This is a genomic window from Rhodococcus sp. UFZ-B548 (assembly GCF_903819475.1).
In the GTDB taxonomy this organism is placed as follows: Bacteria; Actinomycetota; Actinomycetes; order Mycobacteriales; family Mycobacteriaceae; genus Rhodococcus_F; species Rhodococcus_F erythropolis.
In genome coordinates this window covers 126,635-144,386 of the sequence record NZ_CAIJDS010000009.1, presented here as the reverse complement: position 1 = coordinate 144,386, position 17,752 = coordinate 126,635, and the positions used below count along the sequence as shown (strand labels likewise).

The window sequence follows — 17,752 nt, the reverse complement described above, 5'->3', positions numbered from 1 at the left end:
TTCGTCTGTCAAGTGCCACAGAAGGTTTGGAATGTTTCGCTGAAAGACTGCGGAGCCGCCTCGGTGTAGTCAGCCCACTCGTCGCGTCGGTCGAAGGGATGCGTGACCACCTCCAGCAGCTTCTCGAAGGGAGCGAGGTCGCCGTCGGTCGCGGCGCGCAGGGCAGCGTCGAGCCGATGATTACGCGGAATGTACAGCGGGTTGACGCGATCCATCGCGCTCGCGGTCTCCGCGGCCCCGTGTCCGTTTTCGGTCAGGGCTCCCTGCCACCGCTGCAACCAGGGCGCGATGTGCTCCCGTGGCACGAGGTTGTCGAGAGGCACCGAATTTCCGCGCAATTCGTCGGCGAGAGCGCGGACACTGCCCGTCCAATCAGCACCGTGTTCCGCCAACAACGTCAGCAGATCGTCGACGAGCGCCCGATCGACAAACGGCTGGGCCAGACCGAGCTTTGCCGCGAGACCGGCCGCGTAGTGACCCTCGTAGCGCTCGTCGAAGGTCTCGAGAACTGCTGACGCCGCGGAAATTGCTTCGTCGGGTGTGGAATCGATCAGTGGCAACAGCGTTTCTGCCAAGCGCGCCAGGTTCCACTTCAGTACAGCGGGCTGATTGCCGAATGCATAGCGGCCCCCGTGGTCGATCGAGCTGAACACTGCCGCCGGATCGAACGCGTCGAGGAAGGCGCACGGACCGTAATCGATGGTCTCCCCCGAAATTGTCGTGTTGTCGGTGTTCATGACCCCGTGCACGAAACCGATGAGCATCCACCTCGCCACCAGTGATGCCTGAGCCTCGACCACCGCCTCGAGGAACTTCAGGTAGCGATTGTGTGTACCCGTTGCCGGAAGTTCGGTCAGCTCCGGGTAGTGCCGGGCAATCGCGTAATCGGTGAGCGGCTGCAATACCTCGCCCTGCCGGGCCGCGAACTCGAAGGTCCCAACGCGTAGGTGACTCGACGCGATCCGAGCAAGCACGGCACCGGGTTCTGCGCCGTTGCGGCGAACGTCTCGGCCCGTCGCCACCACCGACAGCGCGCGCGTAGTGGGGACACCGAGGGCATTCATCGCCTCGCTGACGAGATATTCGCGCAGCATCGGCCCTACGACCGCATACCCGTCGCCGCCCCGAGAGAACGGGGTGCGCCCAGAGCCCTTCAGATGCAAGTCCACACGCTGCCCGTCACTGCTGACGAGTTCGCCGAGTAACAACGCCCGACCGTCCCCGAGAATTGGCGCGTACCCACCGAACTGATGACCCGCATATGCCATCGCCACCGGTGTGGCCCCGACCGGCACCGTCGAACCGGACAGGACGCCGATCCCGTCCACACTTCGCAGCGCTGCTACGTCCAATCTCAACGACGCAGCCAGTTGCTCGTTCAGCACGAGCAACTGCGGGTCGGGCGCGGCAGCACCTTGCCACGGCACCGTCAGAGCGCCGAGTTCGTCGGCGAAGGTGCTCTCGAGGCCGGCCACGATGGTGACCGTCTCTGCTGTGGATTCCTGGAATGCGGCCATCACACGAGAGTAGTCACCGTGCGACAACCTATCGATCAGCCCTGATCGATGTACGACTCGAGCTGATCGCGTTCGCTCTTGAGCTCGTCGATGCGGCTCTTCACCACGTCACCGATACTGACGATGCCGAGGAGGTTGCCGTCCTCGATCACCGGCAGATGCCGGATTCGACGCTCGGTCATGATCGCGGCAATGCTGTCCACCGCGTCTGCCGGAACGCACGTGTACATCAGAGCGGTCATGACCTCGGACACCTGGATCCCGAGAAGGTCCGGGCCACGCTCGTGGAGGCGTCGAACGACATCGCGTTCGGAGATGATGCCGACCACCGCGTCGTCGTCGACCACCACCATGGCTCCGATGTTGTGGCGGGCAAGATCGCACAGCAACCCGTTGACCGTCGTGTGGGCGTCGATCGTGACGATGCTGTTGCCCTTGTTTCGCAATATGTCCGCGATCCGCATCACGGCACCCCGATTCGTCGAGACTCTCGGCACGTCCTGCAACGATCGTATCGGCTAGCGAAGCGGAAAAACAGGACTGATCAGGCGATTCCCTGAGCTGCCTTCTCCGCAGCCTGAGCCTGGGCTACCTGAGAAGGTGTGAACCTGATGCACAGCGCCGCGATACCGGCGAACACCGCGCAGACCGCGCAGCCCACAAGTGCGAAGGTGTATCCCTCTCCGAGTGCGATCAATTGCGCCGGATTCATGTCCGCTGCCTTGCCCGAAGTGCCGCCGAGCGAGAGCGTCTTCGACGTCGCCATCGCACCGATCACCGACAGCGCCAGTGGTCCACCGAGCGTCTGGGCAACCTGAGCGATGGCCGTCAGCGGGCCGATCTCGGTCTCCGGCACACCGGCGATCGCGCACAGTGGCAAGGGCACCATCGCGAGGCCGATACCGAATCCGATCCCGATCACGGGCACGAACAAGTTGGCCAGGTAGGTGGAATCGGAATCGAGAGTAGATCCGTAGAGGAGTCCGACGATCATGATCACGACGCCGGTGAGGACCAGCCAACGGGGTTGAACCTTTACGGCGAGCTTGGAAGCAACCGACGCGGCAGCGCCCAATCCGAACGCGAACGGAATGAACGCGATACCGGCACGCAACGGCGAATACTGCATGATGTCCTGCACGAACAGTGCGACGAAGGCCGTCATGCTGAACATCGCGCCACCGACGAAGAAGATGGCGAGGAACGTCGCGACACGGTTGCGATCGGCGAACAACGAGAAGGGCAAGAGCGGGTTGTCCGCAGTTCGCTCGACGAAGAGGAAGGCGGCGAGGGCGACCAATCCGGCCGCCAATGCACCGATGACGGCGATACTCCCCCATCCCATTTCCGGGCCTTCGGTGAGAGCAAAAACAACACCGGTGCACCCGAGAGTCGCGAGGATCGCGCCGGGGACATCCAAAGCCAGACGCGTCTGATTCGTCTCTCGAAGGGCGCGGAACGCCATGCCGACGAGCGCGATCCCGATCGGGACGTTGATAAGGAAGATCAGTCGCCATGACACCTCGGTCAATGCGCCGCCGATGATCAGACCGGCGATCGATCCGACGCCCGTCATGGCGGCAAAAATCGCGATGGCCTGATTACGAGCCGGACCCGCGGCGAAAGTCGTGGCAACAAGGGCGAAGGCGGTGGGCGACGCCACAGCTGCGCCGACGCCTTGAAGCGCCCGCGCTGCGATCAACATGCCCTCGTTCAGGGCGAGACCACAGAGCAACGACGCCACCGTGAACAGCGAGACTCCCGCGATGAACATCTTCTTGCGCCCGTACGCGTCACCGAGGCGACCACCGAGGAGCATGAGACCTCCATACGCCAGCGCGTAGGAGGTCAAGACCCAGTTACGGCCACTGTCGCTCAATCCGAGATCAGACTGCAACGGCGCCAGCGCGAGGTTCGCGACAGTGCCGTCGAGCACCACCATCATCTGCAAACCACTCAGGACGATGATGGCGAGCCCGATGACTCGAGTGGCTACCGGGGCATTCGCCGAAGCGGTTTCAGATGTTGGGGAATCAGACACAAGACTTCACGTTACCCAGCGTCGACGGAAAAGCCCGCGACCGGCCCGATCACGATGATCGCCGGAGGCTTGATCTCCTCGTCTTTGACGCGCTGAGCAACGGTCGCCAGATCGGCCCGAAGTTCACGCTGAGTGCGCAGAGTGCCCTCTTGGATCACGGTGACCGGCGTTGTTGACGGGCGTCCACCGTCGACGAGCGCCTTCGCGAACTGATCGATGCGCTCGACCGCCATGAGCAGCACGATCGTGCCGCGCAACTTGGCCAGTGCCGACCAGTCGACCAGCGAATCCGGATGATCCGGAGCCACGTGCCCACTGACGACGACGAACTCGTGGGTGACACCGCGGTGGGTCACCGGGATGCCTGCGGCCGACGGGACCGAGATCGCGCTCGTGATTCCGGGCACTACGGTCACCGGAACGCCGGCAGCGGCACACGCTTCGAGTTCTTCGTATCCCCGCCCGAAGACGTACGGGTCCCCGCCCTTGAGGCGGACCACGAACTTGCCTGCCTTCGCGTTGTCGATCAGCGCGGCGTTGATGGCCTCCTGAGCCATGGCACGGCCGTACGGGATCTTCGCGGCGTCGATCACCTCGACGTCGGGACCCAGTTCGGCGAGCAACTCCGGAGGAGCCAATCGGTCGGCCACGACGACGTCAGCGCGTGCGAGCAAACGGCGTCCGCGCACGGTGATCAGGTCGGGGTCACCGGGGCCACCACCGACGAGAGCAACGCCCGCAGCGGCCGGCTCGGCCGTATCGGCGAGCACGCCCGACTGAAGACCTTCGACGACCGCGGTGCGGACTGCTGCCGAACGACGGTGATCGCCGCCGGCAAGAATTCCGATACTCATACCGTCGTACTCGGCGCTGGCGGGAGTTACCGCGGTGCCGTGCTTCGCGTTGTCGGCGCGCACGCAGAAGATGTGGCGACGCTCCGCTTCGGCGACGATCGCCGCATTGGTTTCCGGCTCGTCGGTCGAGGCGATGGCATACCACGCACCTTCGAGGTCGCCGTCGGCGTACGGGCGCTCTTCGACCGTGATCTGCCCGGCCGTGGCCATACCTTCGACGGCTGGAGTGAACGCGCGACTGATGACGTGAACACGGGCACCAGAGGCGACCAGCAGTCCGAGTCGGCGCTGAGCCACAGTGCCGCCACCGAACACGACCACGCGTCGATCGGTCAGGTTGAGGCCGACCAAGTAGTTGGTCTCGTCTGCGGTGGACTCGCTCACTCGCACTCCGTTTCGTCGTCAGAATTGTTCAAGCTGGAGGGAACTTTACGGGCCGCCGCCACGGTCACTCCATCCCTGGCAGTCTTGGCCACTAGGAGCGGGCCGCCCCCGGAGGCGAGGATCGCCGCCGCTTCCGCGACGCTTGCCGTCCCGATCGCGTGCTCGACGCGAGTCGACGGTGACGGAACCTGAACTCGCCCAAGTACGTCCGGGTCGAAACTCACAATCGGGACGTTCAGTTCATCGGCGGCAGCGAGCAGAGCTGCAGACGCCGCCTTGCCGGTCGCAGTGGCGAGGACCACGATCCTCGCTCGCTCCTGCAGCACCGCGTTCACCGCAGCGACGATGTCCTTCGCGGTGGCGCTCGACGTGAATCCAACGCCTATACAGAGGTCATCCCCGTGCGGCATCGACGAACTTCGCGATCGATTCGGGCTGCCCCACCGGATGAGTGTGGAGATACGACGCGTGGACGCCGCCGCGAACAAATCCTTCGCGGACACTGCCGCCGTCCCAGGGCCGCCACCCCCACGCACTTCCGCAACCGTCCGCGTCTGCCGAGACGAGAGACGTTCGGTGGAACTCGTGACCGGTGACGCGGGAGCCTGCTTCGAAGAGGCTGGAGTCGCTGATCGCCACTGCTTCGCGGTACCCGAGGGTCAGGCGTTTCCCGAATGTGGCATCCACCCCGACAACACCGGCCATGCTGTGACCGTCCAAGCTGCGAGCGAGGTAGAGCAGACCGGCACACTCGGCGTGGATCGGTGCGCCGCCGTCCGCCAGGTCACGAACCTGCTGCAGCAGAACGGTATTGGCCGCGAGGTCCACCGCATGCTCTTCCGGGAACCCGCCAGGAAGGACAAGAGCAGCAGTTCCCGCGGGAAGCTCGTCCCGTAACGGGTCGAACACCTGCACGTCCGCGCCGGCGGCATTCAGGAGTTCACGGTGCTCGGCATAGCCGAAGGTGAAGGCCGGGCCGCCCGCCATGGCAACCACAGGGCGAGACACTGCGTGTGCGCCGACCTCGGCAACCGGATCCCATGCAGCTGCACCCACGTTCGAGGCGGCCAGTGCGCGAACAGCGTCCAGTTCGACGTGCGAGGCAATCAAGTCGGACATCGCGTCCACTGCGGCCACAGCGGCGGCGCCGTGCTCGGCTGCCGGAATCAGACCGAGGTGCCGGGAGGGAACTTCGAGTTCCGTCAACCGTGGCACAACTCCGAGCACTGCGACGCCGACCTTGTCGCACGCATGACGCAACACCTGCTCGTGACGAGCGCTCCCGACGCGATTGAGAATGACGCCGCCGATGCGCACACCTGCGTCGTAGGTCGCGAAGCCGTGGAGTACGGCGGCCAGACTCTGACTGTGCCCACGGGCGTCGATCACGAGGATTACCGGCGAACCGAGGATCGACGCTACCTGCGCCGTCGATCCCTCCGCCGACGGCTGCGAGTTGGCCTCGTCGATCTTTCCGTCGAACAGACCCATGACGCCTTCGACCACGGCGATGTCACAGCCGGCGGTTCCATGCCGGTAGAGCGGTCCGATGCGATCCGGGCCGACCAGAACAGTGTCGAGGTTGCGTCCGGGCCGCCCTGCCGCGAGTCCGTGATAACCCGGGTCGATGTAGTCCGGCCCCACCTTGAAGGGGGCAACGCTGCTACCGGACCGTCGCAGCGCACCGATCAATCCCGTTGCCACCGTGGTCTTTCCGCTACCCGAGGCAGGAGCGGCGATCACTACGGCCGGAGTGGAAGGACTTACCATTCGATGCCCCGTTGACCCTTTCGGCCGGCATCCATCGGGTGCTTGATCTTCGTCATCTCGGTCACGAGGTCGGCGGCGTCGATCAGCGCCTGCGGGGCGTCACGCCCCGTGATGACGACGTGCTGGTTGCCTGGGCGATCGCGCAGTGTCTGCACTACCTCGTCCACGTCCACCCAACCCCACTTGAGCGGGTACGTGAACTCGTCGAGGACATAGAATCGATGCTCCTCGCCTGCAAGCCTTCTCGCGATCTCCTGCCAACCCTCCGCAGCGGCAGCAGCATGATCTTCCTCGCTACCGGCCTTGCGTGTCCATGACCAACCTTCGCCCATCTTGTGCCACTGCACCGGCCCACCGACGCCGGTTTCGTCATGCAGGTTTCCGAGCGCGCGGAACGCGGCTTCCTCGCCGACCTTCCACTTGGCGCTCTTCACGAACTGGAACACGCCGATGTCGAACCCTTGATTCCAGGCACGCAGCGCCATGCCGAAAGCGGCGGTGGACTTACCCTTTCCCGGGCCGGTGTGCACGGCAAGTACCGGCGCGTTACGACGCTGACGCGTGGTCAGACCGTCGTCGGGAACTGTCTCGGGAACACCCTTGGGCATCGTGAACTCCTGAGCTGGGATCTAGGCTGCGGCGCGGACGACACCCGCGACCTGCTGCGCTGACAATTCGGCAAGGCGGACGTAACCGCCACGTAGTTCTCGGGCCAACTCGGCTGCCAGCCCCAGACGCACGAGGCCGGTCTCGCAGTCGACGACGATGGAAGCGACGGACGCGTCGGCAAGAAGACGCGCGGCTACGCGGGCGCGATGCAGCGCGTCCTTGCCTCCGGTAGCCCGGCCGTCGGTGAGCGTGACGACGAGGGCGCGGCGCTGCGGGTCACGAAGCCGTTCCCGCAGAACCACTTCGCGAGCACGCAGGAATCCCTCTGCGAGTGGGGATTTGCCGCCGGTACGCATCGACTGCAGGCGACGGACGGCGATGTCCACCGAAGAGGTCGGCGGCAGTACGAGCTCTGCTTCACGACCACGGACAGTGATGACCGCGACCTTGTCGCGGCGCTGATAGGCGTCGCGGAGCAACGAGACAACCGCACCGGTGACCGCGGAGAGGCGGTCGCGTGCTGCCATCGACCCCGACGCGTCGACAACGAAGACGATCAGATTGCCTTCTCGCCCTTCACGAATCGCGCCGCGGAGATCAGCAGGTGCCAGCCGCAGCCGTCCAGCAGTGCGGCCGCGCGCAACTTGAGACTCGGCTGCGGCGAAGACCGTGCTCGTCAGATGCAATCCGTGGCCACGTTCCCGCGTGGACCGCACGACTCGTCCACGGGACGACATGGACCGCGAGCGGCGTCCCGGTGCACCTTCGCCGACACCAGGAACCTCGAGGAGCTTGGCCTTGAATTCGCCGGCCGGTGGCGCCGAGGGGCGATCGGTAGCGCGTACTCCCCCACCAGGTCCGTCAGGGTCTTCCGGGCCGTCGTCGTCCGGACCCTCGTCGTCCGGACCGCCGTCTTCGGGGCCACCATCTTCCGGGCCACGGTCTTCGTCAGGGCCACGGTCTTCGGGATTCTCGGGAGGTTCGGGCTCTCCGTCGCGCGCGTCGTCCTCTACCTGCGACTGGGCGTCCTGATCGGCCTGCTCGAGTGCATCGTCCAACTGCTGCTGATCCAGGCCGGGCTCGTCGAACGGATCGCGGCGGCGGCGATGCGGCAGCGTCAGTTCCGCAGCCACTCGCACGTCCTCCGCAGTGACCTCACTGTCGCCTCGCCAGGCAGCGTGGGCGGTCGCGGTGCGCGCCAGCACCAAGTCCGCGCGCATACCGTCGACGTCGAACGACGCACACAGTGAGGCGATACGACGCAGCTCGCGGTTGCTCAGCTCGACCGAGTCCAGTTTCCCACGCGCCGTGAGGATTTCGGACGCGAGCTCTTCATCGGCGGATTCGTACCGAGCGACAAACGCCTCGGGGTCGCGCTCGTAGTCGAGCCGGCGACGCACCACTTCCATGCGTACGTCGACGTCGCGGGAAGCTGCGACATCGACCGCCAGTCCGAAACGGTCCAACAACTGTGGACGCAGTTCTCCCTCTTCGGGATTCATCGTGCCGACGAGTACGAATTTGGCCGGGTGCGAATGGGAGATTCCGTCACGCTCGATGTGAACGCGACCCATCGCCGCGGCGTCGAGAAGCACGTCGACCAGGTGGTCGTGAAGCAGATTCACCTCGTCGACGTACAGAACTCCCTGGTGAGCCGCGGCGAGCAGTCCAGGTTGGAAAGCGCGCTCACCGTCGCGGAGAACCTTTTCGAGGTCGATGGACCCGATCACTCGGTCCTCGGTGGCGCCGACGGGCAGTTCCACCAAGCGGGCCGGTCGTGTCGTTCCGGCGTCGTCGACCGCGGGCAGCAGCGCAGTCAGCGCGCGCACGACCGTCGACTTGGCAGTTCCCTTCTCGCCGCGGACCAGGACTCCACCGATCCCCGGATGCACAGCACACAGAATCAGCGCCAACCGCAATTGATCCTGGCCGACCACAGCACTGAACGGGAAGCCCGCCACTGGTCGATCTTCTTCACTTCGCACGTCGATATCCCTCCACCTCTCGGTTTCCTCGCCGAGAATTTGGCTGCACTCGAATGTCGCGGCAACCTGGCTGAGATCTCCCGGTCAGTCGGTAGAGGAGAGATCTTTCACAGTGGCGGGACCGCGCCTGGATCGAACAGGACTTCCCCGCGAACATTCGGTATCGAAAAAACCCTAGTCGGCTCGCTTTTCCACGAGCCGACCAGGGTCAAATCTCCGACAAACTAGCTGACAGCCACGAAAGGCTCTCCCCCGCCACGGCGCATCGGGGTGTGCGGGATGCCGTCTTCGATGAACTCTTCGCCGTCAGCCTTGAATCCGTGCTTGGCGTACATCTCGACCAGGTAGGTCTGGGCGTTGATCCGACACGGCGCTTCGCCGACCTCGGCAAGTGCGGCCTGCAGGAGGCGGGTCGTGTGGCCCTGACCGCGAGCCTGACGCGACGTGCAGAGGCGTCCGATTCGGAAGCTCTTGTTTCCGTCGTCGTGCTCTTCGAGCAGACGGAGTGTGCACACCACCTGGCCGTCCTGCTCGAGCCAGAAGTGGCGTGTTTCCGTCAGCAGGTCCCGCCCGTCCAACTCGGGATACGGGCAGGCCTGCTCGACGACAAAGACCTCCACTCGAAGCTTCAACAACTCGTAGAACGTCTTGTTGTCGAGGTCGAGTGCCCATGAACGCTTCAAAGCTGCTGTTGCCGTCATGGGTTGGACTATCACACAGTCGCGACGGTATCCGCGACCGGAGCCGATTCGGAAGCACCAGCGGAATCGAGCTCGAGAACCTTCGAGGACCAATCCCAGACCTGGTTGAACAGGCCTTCGTTGTCAGTGAGTTTGACGCCGATGGACGGAACCATCTCACGAAGCTTGCCTTTCCAACCCTGGAACTCGGTCGGGAAGCAGCGCTCGAGGACGTCCAGCATCGCCGGGACGGCCGTGGACGCACCGGGCGAAGCGCCGAGCAGGCCGGCGATGGAGCCGTCCTCAGCGGCGACCACAGCGGTACCGAATTCGAGGACGCCGCCCTTGCCCTTGGCACGGCGGATCACCTGGACGCGCTGGCCCGCGGTGATGAGCTCCCAGTCCTGAGCCTGCGCCTTGGGCGCGAATTCACGCAGATCCCAGATGCGACCGGCTTCGTTCTTGGCGAGTTCGCTGACCAGGTACTTGACCAGGCCGAGCTCGCTGACGCCGACGCCGAGCATCGAGAGGATGTTGTTCGGCTTGACCGAGCCGGGCAGGTCCGTGACGCGACCCTGCTTGAGGAACTTCGGCGACCATCCGGCGTATGGGCCGAACAGCAGACCCGGCTTGTTGCCGATGACACGGGTGTCGAGGTGCGGCACCGACATGGGCGGGGCGCCGACGGCAGCCTTGCCGTAGACCTTGGCGCTGTGCTGGTCGATGAGTTCGGGGTTTGTGCATCGCAGGAAAGCACCGCTGACCGGGAAGCCACCGAAGCCCTTGGCTTCCTTGATGCCGGACTTCTGCAGCAGGTGCAGGGCGCCGCCACCGGCACCGACGAACACGAAGCGCGAGCGAACGGTGCGCTTTTCACCGGTGCGACGGTTGGTGACCTTGACGGTCCAGGACTTGTCCGAGTTCTGGGTCAGGTTGGTGACCTCGTGGCCGAAGTACATCTTGCCACCGGTCTTACCGATGTAGCCGATGAGCTGCTTGGTGAGCGCTCCGAAATCGACGTCGGTGCCGTCCTGGCTCCAGTTCAGGGCGATGGGATCGGAGAAGTCGCGTCCCTTGGCCATGAGCGGCAAACGCTCGCTGAACTCGGCCGGATCGTCGATGTACTCCATGCCGCGGAAGAGCGTGTGGCCGGCAAGTGCGTCGTAGCGAGCACGCAGGTACTTGGCGTTGGCCTCACCGTGAACGAAGCTCACGTGTGGGATGGGGTTGATGAATTCCTTGGGCTGAGTCAGGACGCCCTGCTCGACCGCGTGTGCCCAGAACTGGCGGGACACCTGGAACTGCTCGTTGACGTTGACGGCCTTCTTGATGTCGACCGTGCCGTCGGAGTTCTCCGGGGTGTAATTGAGCTCACACAGGGCGGAGTGACCGGTTCCCGCGTTGTTCCAGGGGTCGCTGCTCTCGGCTGCGACGGCATCGAGCCGCTCGAAGGTCGAGATCGACCAATCGGGCTGCAGCTGGCGCAGCAATGCACCCAGCGTGGCGCTCATGATGCCTGCGCCCACGAGCACTACATCCGTCTTCGTCTCTACCGCGTTCTGATTCGACACTGGAGAATCGACTTCCTTGTCATTAGCCGTGCGCGCATCCGCCTGCTGTGTTACGCCGAATAGGTTACCCGTGCGTACTCGCGCGGTTCACCACCCCCAATTGTGCTCTACAACGCGCACCCGAAACGACGATTAGATTGTGATTTGTGACTACTTGGGTTCCAGACGTCCTCGGTGACGGATATCAGCAGCTGACGATCCCGCTCGGAACGGATCCGGACGGCGAAGGCGAGGTGGACGCAACACTGGTCCGCTACCAACCGCGGAAGGAGGCGGTGAAGACACGTCGTGCCGTCTTGTACGTGCACGGATTCACCGATTACTTCTTCCAGAAGCACCTGGCCGAGCATTTTGCCGAGCAGGGCTACGCATTCTTCGCACTCGACCTGCGCAAGTGCGGGCGATCCCTCAAGCCGGGACACACGGCGCACTACGTCTCCGACCTTGCGCTCTACGACGCCGAACTGAACGAGGCGCTGCGCATCGTCCGCAGCGAGACCGACGGGAGCGAGGTGCTGCTCATGGCGCACTCGACCGGCGGTCTGATCGTTCCGCTGTGGCTGAACCGGTTGCAGCGCAAGCCCGGTGGCAGCGACGGCGCCGGAATCTGCGGGCTGGTGCTCAACAGTCCCTGGTTCGATCTTCAGGGCCCCTCGGTGGTGCGCAACGTCGGGACCACGGCGATCGACGCCCTCGGACGGGTATCGGCGAAGACGGTGATTCCGGGAACCGGACTACCGACTTACGGTTCCAGCCTTCATGTTTCGGCAAACGGAGTGTGGGACTACAACCTCGACTGGAAGCCTCTGGCCGGCTGCCCCGTCACCTTCGGCTGGATGCGGGCCGTCCGAGCGGGTCACGCGAAACTTCACCGCGGCCTCGCCATCGGAGTGCCTGCGCTGATTCTGCGCTCGAAGAAGTCGCAGTTCGCCAAGGCGTACAACCCGAGCGTCGACCTCGCCGATTCCGTTCTCGACGTCAAGCAGATCGCACGCTGGGCGGGTTGCCTCGGCGATCGCACCACCATCGTCCCGATCGACGGCGCCCGTCACGACGTGTTTCTTTCGACCGAGAAGCCCTTGGCCACAGCCTTTTCCGAACTCGACCTGTGGCTGGAGTGGCTCGACGGCCACCTCACTCCGGCCGCAGAAAGTTCGGCAAGCACAGCAAGCAACACACAGGAGATCGCGCAGTGACGCACTACGACCTTGCAATCATCGGCAGCGGATCCGGAAACTCGCTGCCCGACGAGCGGTTCGACGGCAAGAAGATCGCAATCCTCGAAGAGGGCACCTTCGGCGGAACGTGTCTCAATGTCGGGTGTATCCCGACCAAGATGTTCGTCTACGCCGCCGAGGTGGCACGCACCATCACCACTGCCGAGAAGTACGGCGTCGACGCCACGCTCGACGGCGTCCGTTGGTCCGACATCGTCAAGCGCGTCTTCGGCCGCATCGATCCCATTTCCGCAGGTGGTGAGCGGTACCGCAGCGAAGACAGTCCCAACACCACCGTCTACCGCGGCCACGCCACGTTCACCGGCGACAAGACGATCGACACCGGAACCGGCGAGACGATCACCGCCGACCAGGTGGTCATCGCTGCCGGTTCGCGGCCGATCATCCCGGAAGAGATCGCGTCGAGCGGTGTGAAGTACTACACCAACGAAGACATCATGCGACTGCCCGAACTTCCCGAGCACCTGGTGATCGTCGGCTCCGGATTCATCGCCACCGAGTTCGCACACGTGTTCTCCGCGTTGGGTTCTCGCGTCTCGATCATCGGTCGCAGCCAGAGACTGCTGCGGCACCTCGACGACGAGATCTCCGAGCGCTTCACCGAGTTGGCCGAACAGAAGTGGGACGTCCATCTGGGCTCCCCCCTCACGTCGGTACGCGGCGACGGCGACAACATCGCCGTCGAACTGGCAAACGGCACAGTCGTTTCCGGTGACGTCCTTCTCGTCGCGGTGGGTCGTCAGCCGAACGGTGACCTACTCGGTCTCGACAAGGCCGGCGTCGAACTCGACGACAAGGGCTCGATCGTGGTCGACGAATACCAACGCACCACCGCCGAGGGCGTCTTCGCACTCGGCGACGTCTCGTCGCCATACCAGCTCAAGCACGTCGCCAACCATGAAGCGCGCGTTGTTCAGCACAACCTGCTCCAGGACGCTTGGAAGGACACGTCCGAGCTTCGCAGCACCGATCACCGCTTCGTGCCGGCAGCCGTGTTCACCGACCCGCAGATCGCCGACGTCGGAATGACGGAGAAGCAGGCTCGCGACGCCGGACTCGACATCACCGTCAAGGTGCAGGCATACGGCGACGTCGCGTACGGCTGGGCGATGGAGGATCAGGAAGGCATCTGCAAGGTGATCGCCGAGCGCGGCACCGGACGCATCCTGGGTGCCCACGTCATGGGTACGCAGGCTCCGACCGTCATCCAGCCGCTCATTCAGGCGATGAGCTTTGGTTTGTCAGCTCAGGACATGGCACGCGGCCAGTACTGGATCCACCCGGCCCTGGCCGAAGTGGTCGAGAACGCGCTGCTCGGCCTCGACATCTGAGCCCCGCAGCCCTAATGACGCCGAAAAGGCGGGCACTCCGCACATTGGGAGTGCCCGCCTTTTCGTAGGTCAGAGTTTCACCAGGGGCTGGTACGCAGCACGATCTCGGTTGCGAGTTCGGCCGGTGCCGACTTGACGACGTCGTCGACACCCGGAAGTTCCGTCACGCGGAAGTCGGAGTACACGAAACGACCGCTGGCGTCGGCGATGGCCCGACCTCCACTGCCCACGACGACGGTGGTCGGAACCTCGACCGGCGGTACGCCGGCAATATCGCTCGCCGACGGATGTCCACGGTCCACGGCGATCAAACTCGCGAAGCGGCCGAACTGACGTGCAGCCAACAGCCACGCGAGATCGGCGCCCTCCCGGTGACCGACCAGGTTCACCCAGGCGATGTTCAACTCGTCCAGAAGTACCACGGCCGAGGTCTCGTCGAGATTCTCGATCGATTCCACCGCGACGGTCCGCAGATCCGAATGGTGCAGTCGCTCACACACATCGTCGTACAAGTCGACGGGGTCGCCCTTGCCGGGGAGCAGGAGTACCGCATGCTTGCTGACCGGCCCGTCGATCCGAACGGTGCACGAACCACTGCCCACCGCTACTCGAGTCAATTCCATGTCTGGAAACGGTACGCGATCCACACTGTGGAGGACCCTGGAGTCGACAGAAGTATGACCACTCATACATTCTCACCACCGCCGGCGAGTCCGATTTGTTCGCTCTGCACCGCCTCTCCCCTGAGCGAAAGTGGCTTTCGGCGCATCTGAGGCGACCGACGTACCGTTCGCTCGAGTGGGGGGGTGGGCGAAGCAACGAGCGCCTGACCGGAGGAAGCGCCTCGGTCAGCCCCTCATTGCCGGCTGATCTCGGTTCCCGTCGACGTAACAAGCAGAACCAGTGCGTCCGCAGTGCGCGCGCAGAACGCGTCACCGTCGGCGAGGCCACTCGTGAGGCCCCGCACGATGGTGGTTGCAACGAGAATGTCGAAGGCCACATCGGCGGTCGACACGATTTCCGCGTCGGACCGCTCGGGAAATTCGACACGCACGCGCTCGGCGAGCGCGAGCCGGGCCGGGTCTTCCGATCTCCGAACCAGTTGTTCGTAGGCGCCGTCTTCTTGGTGGTAGGCCGACAGCAGGCCGGGAATCGCTGCGCGCGTTGCCGGTTCGGCAACTCTCGCGAGGAACCATCTCGTCCAGGCCTGCATGTCGTCACGCAAATTCGACGTGGTCACCGGTAGCGCCGCATCCTGCATTCCGAAGACCGCATCCTCGATGATGGATTCCTTGGTCGCCCAGCGCCGATAAATTGCGGCAGTGCCCAGTTCGGCCCTTCGCGCGATGGCTGTGATCGTGGTCTTCTGGTAACCCTGCTCCGCCAGCAAGTCGCGGGCGGCGGTGAGGATGGCGTCGTCCACTTGCGGATCTCGAGGGCGCCCGACTCCGACGGTGCCGATGCGTCGATCTTTGCGTTCGTCCACAACTGCGGACAGTACCCGACCGGTTTCGCCGAAAACCATTACGTTGCGTAGCGCTCCGTAATAGATTGTGAACACCCCACTCCGTCGACACAAGGACCGACTGTGATCACACCGCACGACGAACTACTCATTCATCAACTCCCGACGACACTCGACCACGTCTCCCAAAGTGACCTGCGCTGGACCGAACGCATCGTGATGTACGGCTTCGACAAAACGGGCGAGATCAGCATCATGACGGGACTGGCCAAATACCCGAACCGCAACGTCCTCGACGCCTACGCGATGGTGACGCGCAAGGGTGAGGAAGCCCGCGTGGTGCGCCTGTCCACCGAGTTGAACCCTCAGACCGGAGGACTGGCAGCGTGGAGTGTGGGGCCGTACACCTATGAAATCGTCGAACCACTCCGCCAGGTACGTTCCACGGTCGACGCAAACGAACACGGATTGAGCCTGCAACTCGACTTCCACGGCGACTTCCCGGTGTACGAGCAGACGGCAGCGTTCCATCGCACGCGCGGCCGCGTTCGCGAAGACGCCCGACGCTTCTACCAGAACGGCACAATCACGGGTTGGATCGAAATCGACGGCACCCGCATCGACATCGATCCCGACAACTGGTGGTTCGGCCGCGATCACTCGTGGGGCGTACGACACGGCGGTGGCGGCGGCAGTCTGTCCGAGGGCGCGAACCTGCAGCCGTCCGAGGTTCCGGACGGAGTCCTCTATTACATGGGGATATTCCAATTCGACGACGAGGTAGTGCATTTCGCGCAGCGCGAAACCAGTACCGGCGCGCGCTGGCAGTTCGAGGGCGAGGTGCTCTTCCCGATCGGTTCCGGCAAGGACGCGCTACCGATCATCGACGTCGAGCACGACCTGAAATTCCGTGACGACATGCGGGTGGTCGAATCCGGCACTTTCACCGTGCACCGAGCGGACCGGACCACCGATGTGATCGAGGTGAATCCAGTGTGCGATTTCTGGCCCGGACTGGCCGGTTACGACGAGTACCGGGGGTACGCCTCCGGCATGTACCGCGGCAAGGACTTCAGCGACAGCTTCACCGTCGACATCACGAACCTCGATGAAATCCGGCAGGTGAGCATGCTCAGCGAGACGCTGTGCGAGGTCCGCATGGGAGACAAAGTCGGATACGGGCTCGTGGAAATGGTCTTCATGGGCGTGAATCCCCGCTACGGGTACACCGATTGGAGCAACACACGGACAGGTACGAACAATGACTGACCGAACAGCCGCAGAAGACATCGCACCCGCCCTTGAACCACTTGTCCGGGAGCACATTCCGGGTACTCGGGGCGCCAAGATCGTCAACTTCAAGCGCACCGAACGCGGATTCTCGACGGAGACATACCTGTTCGACCTCGATGGCGCCACTGGCGAGTCGAGTGGTTTTGTTTTCCGGCGTCCACCGGAGGTTTCGCTGTTCCCCGACTACGATCTCCGCCGCCAGTTCCTCGTGACACAAAGGCTCGCGAAGTCCGACCTCGCAGTCCCCCACGTTCGGTGGATCGACAGCGGCGACAACCCACTCGGCAGCCCCTACTACGTCATGGACCGCATCGGTAATGCCGAGGCGCCCAGCGACTTTCCGTCGTATCACAGTGCCGGAACATACTTCGAAGCCGATGAGGCAGGCCGAGCGAAGATGTGGTGGGGATGCGTCGAGACGATTGCGCAGATTCATCGCTTGGACCCGGACAAGCTCGAACTCGGATTCCTCGCCTACCCCAAGTTCGGCACCCATCCGGTCGAACAGGCGGTGAACTACCTCGACTGGGCCGTTCGTTGGGCATCGCCGGACCTACCGCCGATATTCGACAAAGCACTGGCCTGGCTGAGGGAGAATATCTACCAACCCGAACATGTGACACTGTGCTGGGGCGATGCCCGGATGTCGAACATCCTCTATGGTCCGGACCAGTCGATCGCCGGGGTTCTCGACTGGGAGATGGCCTACCTCGGCGATCACGAGGCCGACCTCGCCTGGCTGTTGTTTCTCGATTGGGCGTGTAGCGAATTCGAGGGACACACACCTTTGCCAGGCACTCCCAGCCGAGAAGAGACCATTGCCCGCTACGAGGAACTGACCGGCTGGAGGGTCGAGAACCTTTTGTTCAACGAGGTACTCGCTGCGGTTCTACTCGCTGTTCCGCTCCTGCGCCTGTCCACGCATCTCCAACTCGGCGAACATACGGATATCACCGCGTTCTGCAAACATCGTCTCGAACAGTTGCTGCGAGACGCGTAGTCGTCCGCGTGTGA

16 protein-coding genes are annotated in these 17,752 nt (G+C 63.9%); 4 read left to right on the top strand and 12 right to left on the bottom strand.

Translation table 11 applies throughout. The features are described from left to right. Positions 1-8 precede the first annotated feature (8 nt). From H7C86_RS11335 to mqo, 10 genes are all read right to left on the bottom strand, one after another. Positions 9-1,517, bottom strand: a complete 1,509-nt coding sequence (locus H7C86_RS11335; protein ID WP_182261071.1) for a YdiU family protein — start codon at positions 1,515-1,517, stop codon at positions 9-11. Positions 1,518-1,552: 35 nt separating this feature from the next. After that, the gene (locus H7C86_RS11330) at positions 1,553-1,981 is read right to left on the bottom strand and encodes a CBS domain-containing protein (protein WP_007735005.1); all 429 of its coding nucleotides are present in this window, start codon (positions 1,979-1,981) and stop codon (positions 1,553-1,555) included. An 80-nt stretch (positions 1,982-2,061) separates the two neighbouring features. Beyond that, a complete protein-coding gene (locus H7C86_RS11325) occupies positions 2,062-3,558 on the bottom strand; it encodes an MFS transporter (protein WP_020969389.1) in 1,497 nt (498 codons plus the stop codon). Positions 3,559-3,569: 11 nt separating this feature from the next. After that, on the bottom strand, positions 3,570-4,796 hold the full coding sequence (gene cobA / locus H7C86_RS11320; RefSeq protein ID WP_047271356.1) for a uroporphyrinogen-III C-methyltransferase: 1,227 nt from the start codon (positions 4,794-4,796) through the stop codon (positions 3,570-3,572). Further along, positions 4,793-5,206 (bottom strand): cobalamin biosynthesis protein, encoded by a 414-nt coding sequence (locus H7C86_RS11315; protein ID WP_080910479.1) that lies wholly within the window; start codon positions 5,204-5,206, stop codon positions 4,793-4,795. The genes cobA and H7C86_RS11315 overlap by 4 nt, the downstream gene beginning before the upstream one ends. Then, on the bottom strand, positions 5,190-6,566 hold the full coding sequence (locus H7C86_RS11310) for a cobyrinate a,c-diamide synthase (RefSeq protein WP_182261072.1): 1,377 nt from the start codon (positions 6,564-6,566) through the stop codon (positions 5,190-5,192). Before H7C86_RS11310 ends, H7C86_RS11315 begins: the two co-directional genes overlap by 17 nt. After that, the gene (gene cobO / locus H7C86_RS11305) at positions 6,560-7,174 is read right to left on the bottom strand and encodes a cob(I)yrinic acid a,c-diamide adenosyltransferase (RefSeq protein ID WP_019748043.1); all 615 of its coding nucleotides are present in this window, start codon (positions 7,172-7,174) and stop codon (positions 6,560-6,562) included. The genes H7C86_RS11310 and cobO overlap by 7 nt, the downstream gene beginning before the upstream one ends. Before the next feature lie 21 nt (positions 7,175-7,195). Further along, positions 7,196-9,160 (bottom strand): magnesium chelatase subunit D family protein, encoded by a 1,965-nt coding sequence (locus tag H7C86_RS11300; RefSeq protein WP_259349028.1) that lies wholly within the window; start codon positions 9,158-9,160, stop codon positions 7,196-7,198. Between the two features lie 224 nt (positions 9,161-9,384). Then, positions 9,385-9,861, bottom strand: coding sequence for a GNAT family N-acetyltransferase (locus H7C86_RS11295; protein ID WP_003942808.1), 477 nt, complete (start codon positions 9,859-9,861; stop codon positions 9,385-9,387). 11 nt (positions 9,862-9,872) lie between these two features. Next, positions 9,873-11,411, bottom strand: coding sequence for a malate dehydrogenase (quinone) (gene mqo / locus H7C86_RS11290; protein ID WP_020907417.1), 1,539 nt, complete (start codon positions 11,409-11,411; stop codon positions 9,873-9,875). 146 nt (positions 11,412-11,557) lie between these two features. Here mqo and H7C86_RS11285 point away from each other — a divergent pair, with 146 nt between their 5' ends. Both H7C86_RS11285 and mtr read left to right on the top strand, forming a co-directional pair. Beyond that, the gene (locus tag H7C86_RS11285) at positions 11,558-12,607 is read left to right on the top strand and encodes an alpha/beta hydrolase (RefSeq protein ID WP_182261073.1); all 1,050 of its coding nucleotides are present in this window, start codon (positions 11,558-11,560) and stop codon (positions 12,605-12,607) included. After that, positions 12,604-13,980 carry a mycothione reductase gene (mtr, locus tag H7C86_RS11280; RefSeq protein WP_070386967.1) on the top strand — a complete coding sequence of 459 codons (1,377 nt, stop codon included), beginning with the start codon at positions 12,604-12,606 and terminating at the stop codon, positions 13,978-13,980. Before H7C86_RS11285 ends, mtr begins: the two co-directional genes overlap by 4 nt. Before the next feature lie 77 nt (positions 13,981-14,057). Here mtr and H7C86_RS11275 read toward each other — a convergent pair whose 3' ends face one another. Together H7C86_RS11275 and H7C86_RS11270 are read right to left on the bottom strand one after the other, a co-directional pair. Further along, the gene (locus tag H7C86_RS11275) at positions 14,058-14,603 is read right to left on the bottom strand and encodes an alpha/beta fold hydrolase (protein WP_003942671.1); all 546 of its coding nucleotides are present in this window, start codon (positions 14,601-14,603) and stop codon (positions 14,058-14,060) included. 233 nt (positions 14,604-14,836) lie between these two features. Next, positions 14,837-15,541 carry a TetR/AcrR family transcriptional regulator gene (locus H7C86_RS11270; protein ID WP_259349029.1) on the bottom strand — a complete coding sequence of 235 codons (705 nt, stop codon included), beginning with the start codon at positions 15,539-15,541 and terminating at the stop codon, positions 14,837-14,839. Positions 15,542-15,568: 27 nt separating this feature from the next. Between H7C86_RS11270 and H7C86_RS11265 the strand changes: the two genes are divergently transcribed. Together H7C86_RS11265 and H7C86_RS11260 are read left to right on the top strand one after the other, a co-directional pair. Next, positions 15,569-16,714, top strand: a complete 1,146-nt coding sequence (locus H7C86_RS11265) for a hypothetical protein (RefSeq protein WP_021343973.1) — start codon at positions 15,569-15,571, stop codon at positions 16,712-16,714. Further along, entirely contained in the window at positions 16,707-17,738 is a 1,032-nt protein-coding gene (locus H7C86_RS11260; RefSeq protein WP_020907412.1) for a phosphotransferase family protein, read from the top strand. Before H7C86_RS11265 ends, H7C86_RS11260 begins: the two co-directional genes overlap by 8 nt. Positions 17,739-17,752: the final 14 nt, after the last annotated feature.

What these genes read in the sequence shown, in the direction of transcription:
- H7C86_RS11335 (WP_182261071.1), bottom strand. Translation starts at nt 1,517, where the DNA reads ATGGCCGCATTCCAGGAATCCACAGCAGAGACGGTCACCATCGTGGCC.
- H7C86_RS11330 (WP_007735005.1), bottom strand. Translation starts at nt 1,981, where the DNA reads ATGCGGATCGCGGACATATTGCGAAACAAGGGCAACAGCATCGTCACG.
- H7C86_RS11315 (WP_080910479.1), bottom strand. Translation starts at nt 5,206, where the DNA reads ATGCCGCACGGGGATGACCTCTGTATAGGCGTTGGATTCACGTCGAGC.
- H7C86_RS11310 (WP_182261072.1), bottom strand. Translation starts at nt 6,566, where the DNA reads ATGGTAAGTCCTTCCACTCCGGCCGTAGTGATCGCCGCTCCTGCCTCG.
- cobO (WP_019748043.1), bottom strand. Translation starts at nt 7,174, where the DNA reads ATGCCCAAGGGTGTTCCCGAGACAGTTCCCGACGACGGTCTGACCACG.
- H7C86_RS11295 (WP_003942808.1), bottom strand. Translation starts at nt 9,861, where the DNA reads ATGACGGCAACAGCAGCTTTGAAGCGTTCATGGGCACTCGACCTCGAC.
- H7C86_RS11275 (WP_003942671.1), bottom strand. Translation starts at nt 14,603, where the DNA reads ATGGAATTGACTCGAGTAGCGGTGGGCAGTGGTTCGTGCACCGTTCGG.
- H7C86_RS11260 (WP_020907412.1), top strand. Translation starts at nt 16,707, where the DNA reads ATGACTGACCGAACAGCCGCAGAAGACATCGCACCCGCCCTTGAACCA.